The sequence below is a fragment of the Amycolatopsis sp. WAC 01376 genome (assembly GCF_003947415.1).
In the GTDB taxonomy this organism is placed as follows: Bacteria; Actinomycetota; Actinomycetes; order Mycobacteriales; family Pseudonocardiaceae; genus Amycolatopsis.
Window position 1 is genome coordinate 143,932 of record NZ_QHKL01000006.1, and the last position, 20,579, is coordinate 164,510.

At 69.5% G+C, this 20,579-nt stretch carries 14 protein-coding genes; 11 read left to right on the top strand and 3 right to left on the bottom strand.

Annotated elements, in window-relative coordinates; all coding sequences use genetic code 11:
* Window positions 1–161: 161 nt before the first annotated feature.
* From trpC to trpA, 3 genes are read left to right on the top strand one after another with little or no spacing between them, the layout of a single operon-like run.
* The gene (trpC, locus tag DMH03_RS27595; protein WP_020630310.1) at window positions 162–971 is read left to right on the top strand and encodes an indole-3-glycerol phosphate synthase TrpC; all 810 of its coding nucleotides are present in this window, start codon (window positions 162–164) and stop codon (window positions 969–971) included.
* Window positions 968–2,197 (top strand): tryptophan synthase subunit beta, encoded by a 1,230-nt coding sequence (gene trpB / locus DMH03_RS27600; RefSeq protein WP_125794919.1) that lies wholly within the window; start codon window positions 968–970, stop codon window positions 2,195–2,197. The genes trpC and trpB overlap by 4 nt, the downstream gene beginning before the upstream one ends.
* Window positions 2,194–2,985 (top strand): tryptophan synthase subunit alpha, encoded by a 792-nt coding sequence (gene trpA / locus DMH03_RS27605; RefSeq protein ID WP_125794920.1) that lies wholly within the window; start codon window positions 2,194–2,196, stop codon window positions 2,983–2,985. Before trpB ends, trpA begins: the two co-directional genes overlap by 4 nt.
* A 70-nt stretch (window positions 2,986–3,055) precedes the next feature.
* On the opposite strand, the gene DMH03_RS27610 is transcribed toward trpA, so the two are convergent.
* Window positions 3,056–4,429, bottom strand: a complete 1,374-nt coding sequence (locus tag DMH03_RS27610; protein ID WP_125794921.1) for a glutamine synthetase family protein — start codon at window positions 4,427–4,429, stop codon at window positions 3,056–3,058.
* Between the two features lie 96 nt (window positions 4,430–4,525).
* Here DMH03_RS27610 and DMH03_RS27615 point away from each other — a divergent pair, with 96 nt between their 5' ends.
* Genes DMH03_RS27615 through lgt form a run of 3 tightly spaced genes read left to right on the top strand, consistent with a single transcriptional unit; the run spans window position 4,526 to window position 7,895 of the window.
* Window positions 4,526–5,668, top strand: a complete 1,143-nt coding sequence (locus DMH03_RS27615) for an amidohydrolase family protein (RefSeq protein ID WP_125794922.1) — start codon at window positions 4,526–4,528, stop codon at window positions 5,666–5,668.
* The gene (locus DMH03_RS27620) at window positions 5,665–6,834 is read left to right on the top strand and encodes a M20 family metallopeptidase (protein ID WP_199749043.1); all 1,170 of its coding nucleotides are present in this window, start codon (window positions 5,665–5,667) and stop codon (window positions 6,832–6,834) included. The genes DMH03_RS27615 and DMH03_RS27620 overlap by 4 nt, the downstream gene beginning before the upstream one ends.
* Window positions 6,835–6,863: 29 nt before the next feature.
* Entirely contained in the window at window positions 6,864–7,895 is a 1,032-nt protein-coding gene (gene lgt, locus DMH03_RS27625; RefSeq protein ID WP_199749044.1) for a prolipoprotein diacylglyceryl transferase, read from the top strand.
* Window positions 7,896–8,170: 275 nt separating this feature from the next.
* On the opposite strand, the gene DMH03_RS27630 is transcribed toward lgt, so the two are convergent.
* Window positions 8,171–9,235: a diacylglycerol kinase gene (locus DMH03_RS27630; protein WP_125794924.1), complete on the bottom strand. Its 1,065-nt coding sequence runs from the start codon at window positions 9,233–9,235 to the stop codon at window positions 8,171–8,173.
* Between the two features lie 11 nt (window positions 9,236–9,246).
* Window positions 9,247–10,032: an SDR family oxidoreductase gene (locus DMH03_RS27635; protein ID WP_125794925.1), complete on the bottom strand. Its 786-nt coding sequence runs from the start codon at window positions 10,030–10,032 to the stop codon at window positions 9,247–9,249.
* Window positions 10,033–10,360: 328 nt separating this feature from the next.
* Here DMH03_RS27635 and gltB point away from each other — a divergent pair, with 328 nt between their 5' ends.
* The 5 genes from gltB (at window position 10,361) to DMH03_RS27660 (ending at window position 20,526) form a co-directional block, all read left to right on the top strand.
* Window positions 10,361–14,929, top strand: a complete 4,569-nt coding sequence (gltB, locus tag DMH03_RS27640) for a glutamate synthase large subunit (protein ID WP_125794926.1) — start codon at window positions 10,361–10,363, stop codon at window positions 14,927–14,929.
* Window positions 14,922–16,430, top strand: coding sequence for a glutamate synthase subunit beta (locus DMH03_RS27645; protein WP_125794927.1), 1,509 nt, complete (start codon window positions 14,922–14,924; stop codon window positions 16,428–16,430). The genes gltB and DMH03_RS27645 overlap by 8 nt, the downstream gene beginning before the upstream one ends.
* Before the next feature lie 173 nt (window positions 16,431–16,603).
* Window positions 16,604–17,995, top strand: coding sequence for an alpha/beta hydrolase (locus DMH03_RS27650; RefSeq protein ID WP_199749045.1), 1,392 nt, complete (start codon window positions 16,604–16,606; stop codon window positions 17,993–17,995).
* Window positions 17,996–18,123: 128 nt separating this feature from the next.
* Entirely contained in the window at window positions 18,124–19,056 is a 933-nt protein-coding gene (locus tag DMH03_RS27655; RefSeq protein WP_125794928.1) for a serine protease, read from the top strand.
* A gap of 78 nt (window positions 19,057–19,134) precedes the next feature.
* Window positions 19,135–20,526: a class II 3-deoxy-7-phosphoheptulonate synthase gene (locus DMH03_RS27660; RefSeq protein WP_038522829.1), complete on the top strand. Its 1,392-nt coding sequence runs from the start codon at window positions 19,135–19,137 to the stop codon at window positions 20,524–20,526.
* Window positions 20,527–20,579: the final 53 nt, after the last annotated feature.

The following is a 20,579-nucleotide window of genomic DNA, read 5'->3' on the forward strand; positions in this document are numbered from 1 at the left end:
ACACCGCGAAAGATGACACGGTTGGCATTCGGAGCAACGGACATACCCGGAACCAGGCCGTATCCGTGCGGGGGTTAGCATCGTTTCGGCGGGAAGGGGAAGGTTTTTGTGAGCGACCTTGCGAAGGAATCCGTGAGTACGACAGCCGGTGAGGGACTCCGGTGAGCGTGCTCGAAGACATCGTCGCCGGCGTCCGTGCCGATCTCGCCGAGCGCGAGGCGGTTCTGCCGTTCGACGAACTGAAGAAGCGCGCGACCCAGGTCGCGCCCCCTCGAGACGTGCTCGCGGCCCTGCGCGAGTCCGGTATCGGCGTCATCGCCGAGGTGAAGCGGCGCAGCCCGTCCAAGGGCGATCTGGCCGAGATCCCGGATCCGGCCGCGCTGGCGAAGGACTACGCCGACGGCGGCGCCAGGGTGATCAGCGTGCTGACCGAGCAGCGGCGGTTCGGCGGTTCGCTCGCCGACCTCGACGCGGTCCGCGCGGCGGTGGACATCCCGGTGCTGCGCAAGGACTTCATCGTCAGCCCGTACCAGGTCCACGAGGCGCGGCTGCACGGCGCGGACATGGTCCTGCTGATCGTGGCGGCGCTGGAGCAGAACGCCCTGATCGCGTTGCTGGACCGGGTCGAATCCCTCGGGATGACCGCGCTGGTCGAGATCCACAACGCCGAAGAGGCCGACAAGGCCCTCGAAGCCGGTGCGAAGGTGATCGGCGTCAACGCCCGCAACCTGCACACCCTCGAGGTCGATCGTGACGTCTTCTCGCGGCTGGCCCCCGGCCTGCCGATGGACGTCTTCAAGATCGCCGAGTCGGGTGTCCGCGGTCCCGGTGACCTGATGTCCTACGCGGGTCACGGCGCCGACGCCGTCCTCGTGGGCGAAGGGCTCGTCGCTTCGGGCGACCCGAAGGGCGCGCTGGTCAAGCTCGTCACCGCCGGATCGCACCCTGCCTGTCCGAGGCCTTCTCGATGACCACTGAGTACCACGAAGAACCCCACGGCAAGCACGATCCGGACGACCGGGGCTACTACGGCCCGTACGGCGGCCGGTTCATGCCCGAGGCTCTCATCGGCGTCGTCGACGAGGTCGCGGCCGAGTACGACAAGGCGCGGAACGACCCGGACTTCGTCAACGAGTTCCGGCGGCTTCTGCGTGACTACGCCGGTCGTCCGTCGCTGCTCACCGAGGCCAAGCGCTTCGGTGAGCACGCCGGCGGCGCCCGGATCTTCCTCAAGCGCGAGGATCTGAACCACACCGGTTCGCACAAGATCAACAACGTGCTGGGCCAGGCGTTGCTCACCAAGCGGATGGGCAAGAAGCGGGTCATCGCCGAGACCGGGGCCGGTCAGCACGGCGTGGCCACCGCCACCGCCTGCGCGCTGCTGGACCTGGAATGCATCGTCTACATGGGCGAGGTCGACACCGAGCGGCAGGCGCTGAACGTCGCCCGCATGAAGCTGCTCGGCGCCGAGGTCATCCCGGTGAAGACCGGTTCGCGCACGCTCAAGGACGCGATCAACGAGGCCCTGCGCGACTGGGTCACCAACGCCGACACCACGCATTACCTGTTCGGCACGGCGGCGGGCCCGTACCCGTTCCCGATGATGGTGCGGAACTTCCACAAGATCATCGGCGAGGAGGCCCGCGTCCAGATCCTGGAGCAGGCCGGACGCCTGCCGGACGCCGTCGCGGCCTGCGTCGGCGGCGGATCCAACGCGATCGGCATCTTCCACGGCTTCATCGACGACCCGGAAGTCCGGCTCGTCGGTCTCGAGCCGGGCGGCGAGGGCATCGAGGGCAACCGCCACGGAGCCACGCTGACCAAGGGCACCCCTGGCAACCTGCACGGCGCGATGACGTACCTGCTGCAGGACGAAGACGGCCAGACCGTCGAGTCGCACTCGATCTCCGCGGGCCTCGACTACCCGGGCGTCGGCCCGGAGCACTCGTGGCTCAAGGACAGCGGCCGCGCCGAGTACCGGCCGGTGACCGACGCCGAGGCGATGGACGCGTTCAAGCTGCTCTCGCGCACCGAAGGCATCATCCCGGCGATCGAGTCGGCGCACGCGCTGGCTGGCGCGCTGGTGCTCGGCCGCGAACTCGGCCCCGAGGGCTTGATCATCGTGAACCTGTCCGGTCGTGGCGACAAAGACATGGACACGGCCGCGAAGTACTTCGGCCTGGTGGAGAACGCATGAGCGGGTTGCAGGAGCTCTTCGCGGCGACGCGCGCGGAGGGCCGTGGAGCGCTGATCGGGTACCTTCCGGCAGGCTTCCCGACGGTCGACGGGTCCAAGGACCTGCTGGCCGCGGTGGTCGACGGCGGCGCCGACCTGGTCGAGGTGGGCGTGCCCTACTCGGATCCGGTCATGGACGGCCCGACCATCCAGGCCGCTTCGGTGAGCGCGCTCTCCGGCGGCTTCAAGCTCAAGCACCTGTTCGAGGTCGTCGAGTCGGTGTCGTCGCGTGGCGGCAAGGCCGTCGTGATGACGTACTGGAACCCGGTGCACCGCTACGGCGTCGACCGCTTCGCGCGGGACCTCGCCGCCGCGGGCGGGCTCGGCATGATCACCCCGGACCTGATCCCGGACGAGGCCGACGAGTGGATGGCCGCCTCCGAGCAGCATGGTCTGGACCGCATCTTCCTGGTCGCGCCGTCCTCCTCGGAGGAGCGGATCGCGAAGACCGTCGAGGCCTCTTCGGGCTTCGTGTACGCCACCGCGGTGATGGGCGTGACAGGCGCCCGTGACCAGGTCGGCGTGCACGCCGAGGACCTGGTCGCGCGGACCCGCGCGCACACCGACCTGCCGATCGGTGTCGGGCTCGGCGTCCGTTCCGGCGAGCAGGCCGCGCAGGTCGCCGGTTTCGCCGACGGTGTCATCGTCGGCTCGGCGCTGGTGACCGCCGCCGCGAGCGGACTGGACGCGGTTCGCGACCTTTCGGCCGAACTGGCCGCGGGTGTACGGAAGACCGTCGCCCCCGCTTAAGTCTCTTTGCGCGTGAAGGCCCCCTTCCCTCGGCTCAGCCGAGGGAAGGGGGCCTTCACGCGCTACAGGCTCAGTGCCGCCACCGCTGGGCTGAGGTGATCTCCTCCGGGGTCGCGAGCGCGAACCGCTCGATCTCCGCCCGCCGCACGTCCACGATCGTCGTCGCGAGCGGCGCGCCGAACGCGGCCGCCAGCTCCTTGTCCGCCTCGAAGGCCATGACGGCCTCCTCCAACCGCTGAGGCAGCCGCTCGATCCCGCGCGCGGCGCGTTCGGCCTCGGTCAGCGTTCCCGGATCGACGTCCACCGGCTCCGGCAGTGCCGCCTCCTCGTCGACGCCCGCCAGCCCGGCGAACAGCAGGGCGGCCGCCAGCAGATACGGATTCGCGGTCAGATCGAAGCATTTGATCTCGAGGTTCGCCGCCGTGTCCCGGTTCCCGGCGACCCCGCGCACCAGCCGCAGCGGCGTCTCCCGGTTCTCCAGTCCCCACGCGGTGTACACGCCCGCCCAGTGGTGCGGCTCCAGCCGCAGATAGCTGACGACCGACGGCGCCCCGATCGCGAGCAGCGCGGGCAGCCGCCGCAGGATGCCCGCGCTGAACGACTCCGCGACCGGCGTCAGCCCGAAAACCCTTTCCCCGCCGGAGAAAAGGTTCCGTGCGCCGTCCAAGACGCTCAGATGCACGTGGCCGCCGTTGCCGACGCCGGCGGGCGCGAACTTCGGGGTGAAGGACGCCTTCAGCCCGTGCCGGTGGCTGAGCGCGCGGATCGTTTCCTTCGTCAGGACGGCGATGTCGGCCGCGCGCACCGGATCGGCCGCGGCGACGGACAGTTCGAACTGGCCGTCGGCGTATTCGGGGTGGATCTGTTCCACCCCGGCGCCCTGTTGGTCCAAAGTGGACACCAGGGCGCGGAGATAGTCCGCGTGCTCGGAAAGCCTCGCGTAGCCGTACGCCGGGCCCGCGGTGGCCGACGTCGGATCGGCCGGGGCGTCGGCGCCGGTGATCACCCATTCGATCTCGAAACTCATCCGTGCCCGATATCCGCGCGCGGCGAGCCGGTCCACCGCCGTCGCCAGCAGGGCACGCGGATCCTGCGGATGCGGCTCGCCCTCCTGGTCGAGTTTCGTCACCGGCGCCCATGCCCAGCCGGGCTGCCCGGCGAGCACGGTCAGCGCGTCGAGGTCCGGATGCAGCCGCAGGTCACCGACCGGGCCGAGGGAATGCTCACCGCCGGTGATGACGTCGTCCGAGCCGAAGAAGTCGAAGGACTTCGAAGCACCGACACCCCACGCGGCCGCCGACGGCAGCTTCCGCAGCGGGATCGCCTTGACCCGCGCGATCCCGGCGTTGTCCACGAAGGTCAGCGCCACGAGCTCGACACCCCGCGACCGCAGCTCCGCGGTGAGGGCGGTCGCGCGGGCGGTCAGTGCTTCCCGGTTCACCATGGTTCCTCATCCTGGCCCCATTCCGGGCCCCTTGCCACGCCCGGATCCGGTCATAGGGTGGGGCCGCACTCGTCGACCACGAGAAGGGACGCGCTCATGCCGGGAACCCCGATCCTGCCGTTCGTCGCCCGGACCAGGCTGGTGGACCACCACTGCCACGGCGTCGCCACCGGCGATCTCGGCCGGATCGAGTTCGAACAACTGCTCACCGAGGCCGACACCGTCTCGTCGCTGGGCACGACGTTGTTCGACTCGCTGATCGGGCTCGCGGTCCGGGCCCGCTGCGCGCCCGTGCTCGACCTGCCGCCGCACGTCCCGGCCGAGGTCTACCTGGCCCGCCGCGCCGAACTGGGTGCCGCCGACGTCAACGCGCGGTTCCTGCGCGCCACCGGCACGACCGAATTCCTGCTCGACGGCGGCTTCCTGCCGGACACGCTGACCACGACCGAGCAGTTCGCGGCCCTGTCCGGCGCCCGCGCGCGGGACATCGTCCGGCTCGAACAGGTCGCCGAAGCGGTGATCGGATCCACCACCGCGGCCGGATTCGCCTCGGCCTTCGCCGGGGAACTGGCGAAACGCGCCACGACGGCCGTCGGGTTCAAGTCCATCGCCGCCTACCGGGTCGGCCTCGACCTGGCAGGGGAGCGGCCGACGGACACCGAAGTCACCGAAGCGGCGGGCCGCTGGCTCGCGCGGATCGAGGCGGGCGAACCGGTCCGGCTCGCGGACGAGGTGCTGCACCGGTTCCTGATCTGGACCGGCGTCGACCTGGCCCTGCCGATCCAGTTCCACGTGGGCTTCGGCGACTCCGACATCGACCTGCACCGCTGCGATCCGCTGCTGCTCACCGGGCTGTTGCGGGCCACCCGGTCACGCGGTGTGCCGATCATGCTGCTGCACAACTATCCCTTCCACCGGAACGCCGCGTATCTGGCGCAGGTGTTCGAGCACGTGTTCATCGACGTGGGACTCGCGACGCACAACGCCGGTCATCGTGCGCCCGCGATCATCGCGGAGACAATGGAGATCGTGCCGTTCGGGAAGCTGCTGTTCTCCACGGACGCGTTCGGGCTGGCCGAGCTGTACCACCTCGGCACCGCGCTGTTCCGGCAAGGATTGTCGGACTTCCTGTACGCGGGGCTCACCGCGGACGTACTGTCCGAAGTGGACGCGCACCGGATAGCGGCGCTGGTGGGGCACCGCAACGCCGAACGGGTTTACGGGCTGGAGGGGACATGACGGAACTGGACGAACTACAGGACCGCTGGGAGGCCGCCGTCGAGGCGGAGCTGCCCTCCGCGATCGAGCTGCGGCACCGGGTGCACGCCGATCCCCGCGCGTCGGGGGACGAAGAGGACACCGCGCGGATGCTCGTCGAGGCGCTCGGCGCCGACGAAGGAGTCCGGGTCGCCAAGACCGGACGCGCGGTGCTGTTCCCGGGCACCGGGCCGGGACCGGCCGTGGCGCTGCGTTCGGAACTGGACGCGCTGCCGGTCACCGAGCGCACTGGGATCCCATGGGCTTCGGAGACGCCGTTGATGCACGCGTGCGGGCACGACGTGCACATGGCCGCGCTTGTCGCCACCTGCCGCGCGGCGGCCGTCGTCGGGGTACCGCGGCCGCTGCTCGCGCTCCTGCAGCCGCGTGAGGAGACGTCGCCGTCCGGCGCGCTGGACATCGTCGAATCCGGCGTGCTCACCGAGTACGGCGTCGAGGCCGTCATCGGCGCCCACGTCCAGCCCCGGCTCGCGGCGGGGGTGGTGTCGGCGGTGCCGGGACCGGTCAACGCCTCCACCGACGAGTTCGAGGTCGTCGTCCGCGGCCAGGGCGGGCACGCCGGATACCCGCACCTCCTGCGGGACCCGATCCTCGCGCTCAGCCAGATCGTGGTGAGCCTGCAGCAGCTCGCGAGCCGCCGGGTCGACCCGGTGTTCGGCGCGGTCTGCTCGGTCGGCCGGATCGCGGCGGGGGCGACCGCGAACGTCGTGCCGAACGAGGCCCGCCTGTCCGGTTCGCTGCGGCTGATGCGCGCCGACGACCGCGATCTCGCGCTGGAGGGGCTCGCCGAAGTCGTCCACGGCACCGCGAAGGCACACGGCTGCCGGGCGGACCTCGAGATCAGCCCGTGCGAACCCGTGCTGCACAACGACGCCGGGCTCACCCAGCGCGCGCACCGGCGGCTCGTCCGGGCAGGGGCGGGCGTCGACACCGAATTCCGGTCGTTCGGCGCCGACGACTTCGCGCACTACTGCGGGACGACGCGCGGGCTGATGATGTTCGTCGGCCTCGGCGACACCGCGGGCGCGCCGAGCCTGCACGACGAACTGTTCCTGCCGCCGGACACCGCCGTCGGACACGTCGCGTCCGCGCTGATCGCGGGCTATTTGGCCGCCGTCGAGGGCTGACGCCCCCAAGAAGCCGGCGAAGCGCTACGGTGGCCGACGTGAATACCGCCTCGGCAGCGTTCCTCGCGACCATCCCCAGTCCCGACCAGGGCGTCTGGCATATCGGGCCGGTCCCGATCCGTGCCTACGCGCTCTGCATCATCGCCGGCATCATCGTGGCGATCTGGCTGGGCGAACGGCGCTGGGTGAACCGCGGCGGCACGAAGGGCACCGTCATCGACGTCGCCGTCTTCGCGGTGCCGTTCGGCCTGGTCGGCGGGCGGTTGTACCACGTCATCACCGACAACCAGCTCTACTTCGGCGAGGGCAAGAACCCGATCAACGCGCTGAAGATCTGGGACGGCGGCCTCGGCATCTGGGGCGCCATCGCGCTCGGCGCCGTCGGCGCGCTGATCGCCTGCCGCCGCCGGGGCATCCCGCTGCCCGCGATGGCCGACGCGCTCGCACCCGGGATCGTGATCGCACAGGCGATCGGGCGGCTCGGCAACTACTTCAACCAGGAACTCTACGGCGCGCACACGACTCTGCCGTGGGGACTGGAGATCTACCAGCGCTACAACCCGACCAACCCGGACGACTTCCTGAACGGCATCGCGATCGGGCACGTCCCGCTGCCGGACAGCCCGGTGCACCCGACGTTCCTCTACGAACTGATCTGGAACCTCGGCGTCGCGCTGCTGATCATCTGGGCGGACAAGAAGTTCCGCCTCGGCCACGGCCGCGTGTTCGCGCTGTACGTCGCCGGGTACACCGCGGGCCGGTTCTGGATCGAGATGATGCGGACCGACACCGCGAACCACATCCTCGGCCTGCGGGTGAACGTGTGGACCTCGATCCTGCTGTTCGTCGCGGCGGTCGCGTACTTCGTCCTGGCCGCCAAGCGGGGGCCGAGGGAGGCGCCGGAAACGCTGTGGAGCAAGGACGTGCCGCGGGAGGACGACGCTTCGGCTTCTGCGGAGCCTTCTTCGGAGCACGCCGAGGTGGCCGCGGCTCCGGACACCGTCCGGGACTCGGCCGCCGACAAGGCGACCGAGGAACCGAAGCCCGAGGCGGAGAAGTAGCGCTCCGCCCTCGCTTCTCAGACCTGTCTCAAGCGCCATGAAAGAGCCTTTCCTTGCAAAATTTGCAAGGAAAGGCTCTTTCATGGCATCCGGAACCCTCTCAAGTCCGTGAAGGCATCCTTGAGGGACCCTGAGTCCCTCAAGGAGGCCTTCACGGACCTCACGGTCACCCCAAGTGCCCCAGCAGCCCCAGCTTTCACAGCGGCCCGTCCGTGAGGGCCTCCTTCCCTACCCTCAAGGTAGGCAAGGAGGCCCTCACGGAACGGCCCAGCAAGTCAGGGGGAGACCAGGCCCCGTCCCGTCACCAAGGGCAGGTCCAGCGCCGTCAGCAGCCCCGGCGGAGCCGCCACCACCGCCGGGATCGCGTTGACCAGCCGCATCGCGGTCGCCTTCAGCCCGGCCGTGTTGTGGTCGCCGTCGGTGCCGACCAGCCGCAGGTCCAGTTCATACCGCGGCTCCCCGGTCACCTGGACGCGGTAGCAGCCCTGCCCGGTCGGCTGCGGCCAGTCCGGCCCGAGGTCGCCCCGCAGGCGCGTGACGTGTTCCAGCACGCACACCGCCCGCCCGCCGCGCATGCCGCGCACTTCGAACCGCAGCGCTGCCGCCGTCCCCTCTTTGATCGTCCCCGAAGCGATCTCGAACGTCTCCGGGGCCGGAAGCCGTTCGTAGACCTCCTCGACGGAGTCGAGTTCGACGTCGAGTCCCGCCGCGAGCTGCCGCACGACGCTGCCCCAGGCCAGCGACAGCACGCCGGGCTGCAACAACAGTGGCAGGTCGTCCATCTCACGGCCGAAGCCCATGATGTCGAACAAAACCTTGCCGTTGTCGTACGTCGAGTAGTCGAGGATCTCCAGGCAGCGCACCTCGTCGATCCGTTCGCACACGCCGGTGAGCACGAGCGGTAGCCAGTCGTTGGCGAAACCCGGGTCGACACCGTTGACCCACAGCGAAGCGCCGCCTTCGCGGGCAGCCTCCCGGATCGGCTCGATCATCTCCGGCGGGACGACGCCTTCGGGGTATTGGAGGAACACCGGGCTGCTGGACACCACGTTGATCCCCGCGCGCAGGAACCGCTTCAGGTCCTCGACGGCCTCCACGAGCCGATCGTCCGCCATCGCCGTGTAGACGACGCAGTCCGGCTTCAGCGCGATGAGCGCGTCCGCGTCGGTCGTCGCGGAGACGCCGAGCGGGCGGCCGAGTCCGGCCAACTCCCCGGCGTCCACGCCCGCCTTGGCCTCACTCGAGACCCAGACCCCGGCGAGTTCGAGGTCGGGGCGGGCGTCGATCCCGGCCAGCGCGTGGCGGCCGACGTTCCCGGTACTCCACTGGACCACGCGCACGGCGTCGCCTCCTACAGATCGGGCAAGCCCAGTTCGAGGTTCGGGGCCTGCAATCCACCGTCGACTTCGATGATCTTGCCGGTGACGTACCGGCCTGCTCGCGACGCCAGGAACACGACGGTGGCCGCGATGTCCTCGGCCTCGCCGATCCGGCGCAGGGGAGTGGCGGCCTCCATCCGGCCGCGGAGTTCGTCGTTGCCCACCACGACTTCGAGTGCGGAGGTCGCCACCGAGCCGACCGAGATCGCGTTCACCCGCACCTTCGGCGCGAGGTCGGCCGCCGCGAGCCGGGTGTAGTGCGCCAGGGCGGCCTTCGCCGTCCCGTACGCGGCGAAGCCCCGGCCGGTCACGCGGCCCATGACCGACGAGATGTTGACGACCGATCCGCCCGACTCCAGTAAGGACGGTGCCGCCGCGACGGTCAGCGCGTGCGCGGTGGAGACGTTGAAGCGAAAGGCTTCTTCGAGGAAGTCGGCGGTGGTTTCCAGCAGTGGCCGGGGATAGGTGCCGCCGACGTTGTTGACCACCAGGTCGAGCCGTCCGAACTCCGCCGTCGCGATCCGCGCCAGTTCGCCCGCCGCGGCCGGGTCGCTCAGATCGGCGGGCACCACGTGGGCGCGTCTGCCGGTGGCGGCGACCATGGCCGCCACGTCGTCGAGCTGGGTTTCGGTGCGGGACGAGATCACCACGTCGGCGCCGGCGTCGGCGAGCGCCACGGCCGTCGCCGCGCCGATCCCGCGGCCGGCGCCGGTGACCACGGCGACCTGGTCGGTGAGCCGGAAACGGTCCAGGATCATGCGCGGAACTGTAACACGTTCTAGTTAGAACGGCTCCAGGATGCGGAAGCCGCCCGGAGTGACTAGGGTCGCGTCACCGCGTCTCGTGACTTCCCGGAACAAGACATATACTTAGCGGAACGAACTACTGTGACCTCATCAGGAACTGTGTCGTTCCGGGCGTCCATATCGTTACCCATCGGCGGGCTTTCACGCCCGCCGAACTGATGCCGACGTGTTTCACAGGTGTTAAAGTCGCGCTAACGAACGGGCCATCGTCGTCCCGTGCGCATTCCCCCGGCCGGCCCCGTCCGCGCCGCTGAGCACAGACGACGAAGGAGGTCCCTTCATGATCTTCTCCGCCATTCCAGGCAAACAGGGCCTTTACGATCCTGAATCCGAACAGGACTCCTGCGGTGTGGCCATGGTGGCCGACGTCCGCGGGCGGCGCTCGCACGGCATCGTCACCGACGGCCTGTCCGCGCTGACGAACCTCGACCACCGTGGTGCCGCCGGCGCGGAGCCGACCAGTGGCGACGGCGCGGGCATCCTGGTGCAGCTCCCCGACGAGCTGCTGCGCGCGGAAGTGGACTTCACGCTGCCCGAGGCGGACGCCGACGGTCACCAGACCTACGCGACCGGGATCGGTTTCCTGCCCTCGGACGGCGAGGAGCGGAACAAGGCCGTCGCCCTGATCGAGCGGATCGCCACCGAAGAGGGCCTCGACGTCCTCGGCTGGCGCGAGGTCCCGGTGGACGCCGATCGCGCCGACATCGGCCCGACGGCGCGTTCGGTGATGCCGCATTTCACGATGCTGTTCGTCGCCGCCCACGAGACCGGCGGCCGGCGTCCCGGCGGGCTCGAACTGGACCGCCTCGCCTTCTGTCTCCGCAAGCGTGTCGAGAACGAGAGCGTGACCGCGGACTGCGGCACCTACTTCCCGTCGCTGTCCTCGCGGACCATCGTCTACAAGGGAATGCTGACCCCCGAGCAGCTCCCGCTCTTCTTCGCCGACCTGACCGACACCCGGCTCACCAGCGCGATCGCGCTCGTGCACTCCCGGTTCTCCACCAACACCTTCCCGTCGTGGCCGCTGGCGCATCCGTTCCGGTTCGTCGCGCACAACGGCGAGATCAACACCATCCGGGGCAACCGCAACCGCATGCGCGCCCGTGAGGCGCTGCTCGAATCGGACCTCATCCCCGGCGACCTGACCAGGCTGTACCCGATCTGCTCGGCCGACGCGTCGGACTCCGCCTCGTTCGACGAGGTGCTGGAGCTGCTGCACCTCGGCGGGCGGTCGCTGCCGCACGCGGTGCTGATGATGATCCCCGAGGCGTGGGAGAACCACACCGGGATGGACGCACAGCGTCGTGCGTTCTACCGGTTCCACGCCAGCCTCATGGAACCGTGGGACGGCCCGGCCTGCGTCACCTTCACCGACGGCACGCTCGTCGGCGCGGTGCTGGACCGCAACGGCCTGCGTCCCGCCCGCTGGTGGCGCACCGCCGACGACCGTGTCGTCCTGGCCAGTGAGGCCGGGGTGCTCGACGTGGCCCCCGAGGACGTCGTGGCCAAGGGGCGCCTCAAGCCCGGCCGCATGTTCCTGGTGGACACCGAGGCGGGCCGGATCGTCGACGACGAAGAGGTCAAGTCGGAGCTGGCGAAGCAACTCCCGTACGAGGGCTGGCTGCACGCCGGTCTGCTGCAGATCGCCGACCTGCCCGACCGTGACCACATCGTGCAGAGCCACGATTCCGTGCTGCGGCGCCAGCTTTCCTTCGGCTACACCGAAGAAGAGCTGAAGATCCTGCTCGCGCCGATGGTGGTCAAGGCGGCCGAGCCGATCGGTTCGATGGGGTCCGACACCCCGCCCGCCGTGCTGTCGCAGCGTTCGCGGCTGCTCTACGACTACTTCAAGCAGAACTTCGCGCAGGTCACCAACCCGCCGCTGGACGCGATCCGCGAAGAGCTCGTCACCTCGATGAGCCGGATCATGGGCCCCGAGCGGAACCTGCTCGCCCCCGGTCCGGCCTCCTGCCGTCACGTGCAGCTGCCGTATCCGGTGATCGACAACGACGAACTCGCCAAGCTGATCCACATCAACGACGACGGCGACCTTCCCGGTTTCGCGTGTAGTGTCCTTTCCGGACTGTACGAAGTGGACGGTGGCGCCGACGCGCTGGCGTCCGCGATCGAGCGGGTCCGGCGCGAGGCCTCCGAAGCGATCGCGGCGGGCGCGCGCACGCTCGTGCTGTCCGACCGCGACTCCGACCACCGCATGGCGCCGATCCCGTCGCTGCTGCTGGTCTCCGCGGTCCACCATCATCTGGTGCGCACCAAGGAAAGGCTTCGCGTCGCGCTGGTCGTCGAGACCGGCGACGCCCGCGAGGTCCACCACATCGCGCTGCTGCTCGGATACGGCGCCGCCGCGGTGAACCCGTATCTGGCCTTCGAGACCATCGAGGACATGATCTCGACCGGCGGCATCACCGGGATCGAGCCGGTCACCGCGATCCGCAACTACGTCAAGGCGCTCGTGAAGGGCGTCCTGAAGATCATGTCCAAGATGGGCATCTCGACCGTCGGCGCGTACACCGCGGCGCAGGTCTTCGAATCCTTCGGCCTCGCCCAGGATCTCCTCGACGAGTACTTCACCGGGACGTCGTCGAAGCTCGGCGGTGTCGGCCTGAGCGTGCTCGCCGAAGAGGTCGCCGTCCGTCATCGCCGCGCGTACCCGGACAACCCGACCGACCGGGTCCACCGCGGCCTCGAGACCGGCGGCGAGTACGCGTACCGCCGCGAGGGCGAACTGCACCTGTTCACCCCGGAGACCGTCTTCCTGTTGCAGCACGCGACGAAGACCGGCCGGGAAGAGGTGTACAAGAAGTACTCCGACGAGGTGCACCGCCTCTACCGCGAGGGTGGCGCGCTGCGCGGGCTGTTCTCCTTCCGCGAAGGCACCCGCGAACCCGTCCCGCTGGACGAGGTCGAGCCCGTCGAGACGATCTTCAAACGCTTCAACACCGGCGCGATGTCCTACGGCTCGATTTCGGCCGAGGCACACGAAACGCTCGCCATCGCGATGAACCGCATCGGCGGCCGCTCCAACACCGGTGAGGGCGGGGAAGACCCCGAGCGGCTCTACGATCCGGCACGGCGCAGTGCGATCAAGCAGGTCGCGAGCGGCCGGTTCGGCGTCACGAGCGAGTACCTTGTCAACGCCGACGACATCCAGATCAAGATGGCGCAGGGCGCGAAGCCGGGCGAGGGCGGGCAGTTGCCGCCGAACAAGGTCTACCCGTGGATCGCGCGCACGCGGCACTCGACGCCCGGCGTCGGGCTGATCTCGCCGCCGCCGCACCACGACATCTACTCGATCGAGGATCTCGCCCAGCTGATCCACGATCTCAAGAACGCCAACGAAAACGCCCGCATCCACGTGAAGCTGGTGTCCTCGCTCGGCGTCGGCACGGTCGCGGCGGGCGTGTCGAAGGCGCACGCCGACGTCGTGCTGATCTCCGGCCACGACGGGGGCACCGGCGCCTCCCCGATGAACTCGCTCAAACACGCGGGGACGCCGTGGGAGATCGGGCTCGCCGAGACACAGCAGACGTTGCTGCTCAACGGTTTGCGCGACCGGATCACCGTGCAGGTCGACGGCGCGATGAAGACCGGCAAGGACGTCGTCATCGCCGCGCTGCTCGGCGCGGAGGAGTACGGCTTCGCGACGGCGCCGCTGATCGTCGAAGGCTGCGTCATGATGCGCGTCTGCCACCTCGACACCTGCCCGGTCGGCGTCGCGACCCAGAGCCCGGAGTTGCGCAAGCGGTACACCGGCCAGGCAGACCACGTCGTCAACTACTTCCGCTTCGTCGCCGAAGAGGTCCGGGAAACGTTGGCGGCACTGGGTTTCCGCACTCTCGACGAGGCGATCGGGCACGCCGAGATGCTGAACACCGACAACGCGATCGAGCACTGGAAGGCCTCCGGTCTCGACCTCTCGCCGATCTTCGAGATGCCGACCGAGACTCCTTACGGCGGGGCGAAGCGGCGCACGCGGACGCAGGACCACGGCCTGGAGCACGCGCTCGACCGGACGCTGATCCAGCTCGCCGAGGCGGCGCTGGAGGACGCGCATCCGGTGCGGCTCGAACTGCCGGTGCGGAACGTGAACCGGACCGTCGGCACGCTGCTCGGCTCCGAGATCACCCGCCGCTACGGCGGTGAGGGCCTGCCGGAGGACACGATCCACGTGATGCTGACCGGTTCCGCCGGACAGTCGCTCGGGGCGTTCCTGCCGCGCGGCATCACGCTCGACATGGTCGGCGACGCGAACGACTACGTCGGCAAGGGTCTTTCCGGCGGGCGGATCATCGTGCGCCCGCATCCGGACGCGAAGTTCGCCGCCGAAGGCCAGACCATCGCCGGGAACACCCTCGCTTACGGCGCCACCGGCGGCGAGATGTTCCTGCGCGGCCAGGTCGGCGAACGGTTCTGCGTGCGCAACTCCGGTGCCGTGGTCGTCGCCGAGGGCGTCGGCGACCACGCCTTCGAGTACATGACCGGCGGGCAGGCCGTGGTGCTCGGCCCGACCGGGCGCAACCTCGCGGCGGGGATGTCCGGCGGCGAGGCCTACGTGCTCGACCTCGACCGGGGCAAGGTCAACGAGGAAATGGTCAACCTGCTGCCCCCGTCGTCGGAAGACCTCGTCTGGCTCAAGAAGACCGTGCAGAAGCACTACGACCTCACACGCTCGGCCGTGGCCGCGTCGCTGCTCGGCGACTGGCCGCGTCGCTCGGCGGCGTTCACCAAGGTGATGCCCCGCGACTACCAGCGTGTCCTTGACGCGGCGAAGGCGGCGCGTGCCGCGGGCCGCGACGTCGACGAAGCGATCATGGAGGCCGCTCGTGGCTGATCCGACGGGTTTCCTGAAGTACGAACGCGAAGAGCCGAAGAAGAAGTCCAAAGAGGACCGTCTCGCCACCTGGGGCGAGGTGTACGCCGACGTGGAACCCGCCGAGCGCAACGAACAGGTGCGCGAACAGGCGACACGGTGCATGGACTGCGGCATCCCGTTCTGTCATTCCAGTGGTTCCGGCTGCCCGCTGGGCAACCTGATCCCGGAGTGGAACGATCTGGTGCGCCGCGGCGACTGGGCCGCGGCGAGCGACCGGCTCCACGCGACCAACAACTTCCCCGAGTTCACCGGGAAGCTGTGCCCCGCGCCGTGCGAGGCGGGCTGTGTCCTGTCGGTCTCGCCGCTGTCCGGCGGCCCGGTGGCGATCAAACGCGTCGAGCAGACGATCGCCGACCAGTCCTGGGAAGCGGGCTACGTGCAGCCGCAGATCTCCGAGGTCTCGTCGGGGCAGCGGGTCGCGGTCGTCGGCTCCGGCCCGGCCGGGCTCGCCGCCGCGCAGCAGCTGACCCGCGCCGGCCACGAAGTGACCGTCTACGAACGGGACGACCGGCTCGGCGGCCTGCTGCGCTACGGCATCCCCGAGTTCAAAATGGAGAAGAAGGTCCTCGACCGGCGGCTCGCGCAACTCCGCAAGGAGGGCACGAAGTTCGTCACCGGCTGTGAGGTCGGCGTCGATCTGACCGTCGAGGAACTCCGCGCGGGCTACGACGCGGTGGTGCTCGCCGTTGGCGCGCTGCGCGGCCGTGACGACACGACCACGCCCGGTCGCGAGCTGTCCGGGATCCACCTGGCGATGGAACATCTGGTCCCGGCCAACAAGTACGTCGAGGGCGACGGCCCGTCGGCGGTGGACGCGGCCGGCAAGCACGTGGTCATCATCGGCGGCGGTGACACCGGGGCCGACTCGTACGGCACCGCGACCCGTCAGGGCGCGCTTTCGGTGACACAGCTGGACCAGTACCCGACGCCACCGTCCACAAGGGACGACGAGCGATCGCCGTGGCCGACCTGGCCGTACATCCTGCGCACCTACCCGGCGCACGAAGAGGCGGGCGAGCGCAAGTTCGCCGTCGCGGTCACCCGGTTCATCGGAGACGACGACGGCACCGTACGCGCGGTCGAGATCCGGCAGGTCCGCGTGGTCAAGGACCCCGAGACCGGCAAGCGCATGGTGACCCCGGTCAACGACGAGGTCGAGGAACTGCCCGCCGACCTCGTGCTGCTCGCGATCGGGTTCGAGGGTGTCGAGCACATGCCGCTGCTCGACGGGCTCGGCCTGTCGCTGACCAAACGCGGCACGCTCTCGTGCGGCGCGGACTGGCAGACCTCCTCGCCCGGCGTGTTCGTCTGCGGCGACGCGCACCGCGGTGCCTCGCTGGTGGTGTGGGCGATCGCCGAGGGACGTTCGGTGGCGAGCGCGGTGGACGCCTACCTCACCGGCGCTTCGGACCTGCCCGCTCCGGTGCACCCGACGGCGCTGCCGCTCGCAGTGGTCTGAGCCCCGTAGAGATGTCAGGAAAGGGTCGTTCAGGACGTTTTTCGTCCTGAACGACCCTTTCCTGACACTCTGGGTCGACGAACGGCAGGGGGGAGACCCCACCCAAGGTGGAGGTCCGGGATCAGGCCGCGGTCCGACGCGGTAGAGCCGTTTCGCCCGCCAAGCTCTGCCGCATGAGAAAAACGTTGGCGATACTGGCTTTCCTGCCACTGACTATGGCCATCCCGGTGACCGCCGAAGCGGCTCCGGCACTGAAGTGGACGTCACCGTGCCCGGACTACGGTATGACGCCCTCACCGACCGCGGGCCTCGAATGCGCGAAACTCAAGGTGCCGCTGGACCACGCCGACCCCGGCGGGCGCACCATCGAGCTCACCGTCTCCCGTAAGGCGAGCACCTCGCCGAAACGCCGGGGCGTGCTGCTGATGAATCCCGGCGGCCCGGGGAGCCCCGGCCTGGCGATGCCCGCGCAACTCGCGCAGCGACAGGGCCAGTCCGGTCTGCTCGACAGTTACGACGTCATCGGTTTCGATCCGCGCGGCACCACCTACAGCACGCCGGTGACGTGCGATCTGACCGAGGAACAGCGGTTCATCCTCACCGGCCCGTACGCGGACGGCCCGCGTGACGTCGCCGAGAAGGCGGCGAAGTCCCGTGTGGTGGCGAAGCAATGCGCCGAGTCGAAGACGGCGGATCTCCTGCCGCAGATGACCACCGCCAACACCGCGCGCGATATGGACCGGATCCGCGAGGCGCTGGGTGAGCGGAAGATCTCCTATTACGGCGTCTCGTACGGGAGCTACCTCGGTGCCGCCTACGCCTCGATGTTCCCGGCGCGCACGGACCGGATCGTGCTGGACAGCCTTACCGGGCCGAACGGCCTGGACGTCCGGGCGCACCAACGCTTCGCGGAAGGTTTCGACGACCGCTTCGGCGACTTCACGGCTTGGGCGGCGGCGCGGGACGACGTCTACCACCTCGGGCGGACACAGGCCGAGGTGACGGCGAAGTTCTTCGAGCTGGTGGAAAAGCGCCCGGGAATCCGGAGCGACACTTGGGGAGCCCTGTACGACGACGCGAACTTCCCCGGTCTCGCCGAGCAATGGTCCACACCCACAGTGAAGGCCCAGGGTGGTCCGCTCGACGGAGACAACCACGCCGCGCTCCAGCTCCAGGTGCTGTGCAACGACTCGGACTGGCCGGAAAGCGTGCGCTATTACCAAAAGGCGGTCGAACGGGCCCGCGTGACGCATCCGATGTTCGGCCCGGCCGCCGCGAACATCACGCCCTGCGCGTTCTGGCCGGTGGAGCGCCGCGAGCCTCCGGTGCGGATCCACGACCGCGGACCGTCGAACATCCTGCTGGTGCAGAACCTCCGCGACACGGCGACGCCGCTCGTCGGCGCCCGCGAAATGCGGTCGGCGCTGGGCGCGCGGGCGAAGTTCGTCACGGTCGACGCCGGCGGGCACGGCGTCTTCACCAAGGAGAACGCCTGCGGCAACGACACCGTCGTCCGCTATCTGCGGGACGGCGTCCTCCCGGCCACCGATGCGCACTGCCGCTAGGCCGATCGGCCGATATGTCGCCACGGATGCGGCCGAACGGCCGCTTGTACGCCCGGTAGCAGGACAAATACTTTCGAAATGTCGTGCAAGTCATACGGCAATTCACCGGTGGCGAAAGGTGGTACGCCATGCAGAGGACGGCTTCCCGGACGGGGATCCTGGCGGCGCTCATGGGGCTCGCGGTGACGGCGCTGACCGCGGTCGCGAGTCCCGCTCACGCCGGACCGGTCCATCATCAGGCAGCGGCCGGCGCGCAGGCGGTGGCGGCCTACTGGACGCCCGAGCGGATGCGGTCGGCGGTGCCGATCGAGCAACTGGTCCAGGCCCCGCCCCTTTCGCTCAAGGACGTGGCGAAGGGGGAGAGCACGATCATCCAGAGCATCCCCAACGGCGGTGGCGCGTGGGCGGGGGCGGGCAAGGTCGTGCAGACCGCCGGCCGGGTGTTCTTCACCATGGGCGGGCGGAACGCGTCGTGCTCCGGTGACGCGGTCACCAGCGCGAACGGCAGCGTCGTGATCACCGCCGGGCACTGCGTGAAGTACCAGGGCGCCTGGCACACCAACTGGACCTTCGCGCCCGGCTACAACAACGGCAACACGCCCTACGGCACCTGGGCGGCGAAGAGCACGCTGACCACTCCCCAGTGGGAAGCGAGCGAGGACATGAACTACGACATCGGCGCGGCCGTGGTCAACCCGCTCAACGGGCAGAAGCTGACCGACGTCGTCGGCGCGCAGGGGATCGCGTTCAACCAGGCGCGCAACCAGTCGATGTACACCTTCGGCTACCCGGCGGCGGCGCCGTACGACGGCTCGAAGCTGATCTACTGCAGCGGGAGCACGTTCACCGACTTCCTGCTCACCAAGGACCACGGGATGAACTGCAACATGACCGGTGGTTCGAGCGGCGGCCCGTGGTTCCTCAACTTCAGCGAGGCGACCGGCGCGGGCGTCCAGGCCTCGGTGAACAGCTTCGGCTACAACTTCCTGCCCGGCTACATGTTCGGCCCGTACTTCGGCACGGACGCGCAGAACCTCTACAACAAGGCGCAGGCCGCCTGATCAACCCGCCGCCCGTCCACCTTTTGGGACTTTCGTCCCGGTGGGCGGGCGGCTTTCGGCGCGGCATATCCTGGTCCGGTGAACTGGACAGTGGACGTTCCCGTCGACACGCTCCCCGAACTGCCTCCTCTGCCTCCCGAGCTGCGTGACCGGCTCGACGACGCGCTTTCCCGGCCCGCCGCGCAGCAGCCCGAATGGCCGGACGCCGAGCTGACGAAACGCGTCCGCGGCGTGCTGGAGAGTGTGCCGCCGATCACCGTCCCCGCCGAGATCGACCGGCTCTCCGACCGGCTCGCCATGGTCGCCCGCGGCGAGGCGTTCCTGCTGCAGGGCGGTGACTGCGCGGAGACCTTCGAGTCGAACACCGAGCCGCACATCCGCGCCAACCTGCGCACCCTGCTGCAGATGGCCGTCGTCCTCACCTACGGCGCGAGCCTGCCGGTGGTGAAGGTCGGCCGGATCGCGGGCCAGTACGCGAAGCCGCGTTCGGCGTCCACCGACGCGCTCGGCCTGCCGGTGTACCGCGGCGACATCATCAACTCGCTCGTCGCCAAGCCCGAACTCCGCGTGCCCGACCCGGGCCGGATGATCCGCGCCTACGCCAACGCGGGCGCCGCGATGAACCTCGTCCGCGCCCTCACCGGCGCCGGCATGGCGGATCTGCACCAGGTGCACGACTGGAACAAGGACTTCGTGAAGTCCTCGCCCGCCAGCGAACGCTACGAGGCCCTGGCCGCGGAGATCGACCGCGGCCTGCGGTTCATGTCGGCCTGCGGCGTGACCGACTCCTCGCTCCAGTCCACCGAGATCTTCGCCAGCCACGAGGCGCTCCTGCTGGACTACGAGCGCTCCATGCTGCGGATGGACCGCGCGGACGCGGCGAACCCCAAGCTGTACAACCTGTCCTCGCACTTCCTGTGGGTCGGCGAGCGGACCAGGCAGCTCGACGGCGCGCACATCGCCTTCGCCGAACTGCTGGCCAACCCGATCGGCCTCAAGATCGGCCCGACGACCACGCCCGAACAGGCCGTCGAATACGTCCGCCGCCTCGACCCGCGCAACGAGCCCGGCCGCCTGACGCTGATCGCCCGGATGGGCAACGGCAAGGTCCGCGAGGTGCTGCCCGCGATCGTCGAGAAGGTCGAGGCGTCCGGGCACAAGGTCATCTGGCAGTGCGACCCGATGCACGGCAACACGCACGAGGCTTCGACGGGCTACAAGACCCGGCACTTCGACCGGATCGTGGACGAGGTGCAGGGCTTCTTCGAGGTGCACCGCAAGCTCGGCACCTACCCGGGCGGCATCCACGTCGAGCTCACCGGCGAGGACGTCACCGAATGCCTCGGCGGCGCGCAGGAGATCTCGGATCTGGACCTCTCGGGCCGGTACGAGACCGCGTGCGACCCGCGCCTGAACACGCAGCAGTCGCTGGAGCTGGCGTTCCTGGTCGCGGAGATGCTGCGCGGCTGACCGATCCACCGGATGTCATGAAAGGGTCGTTCAGGACAAAAGATGTCCTGAAC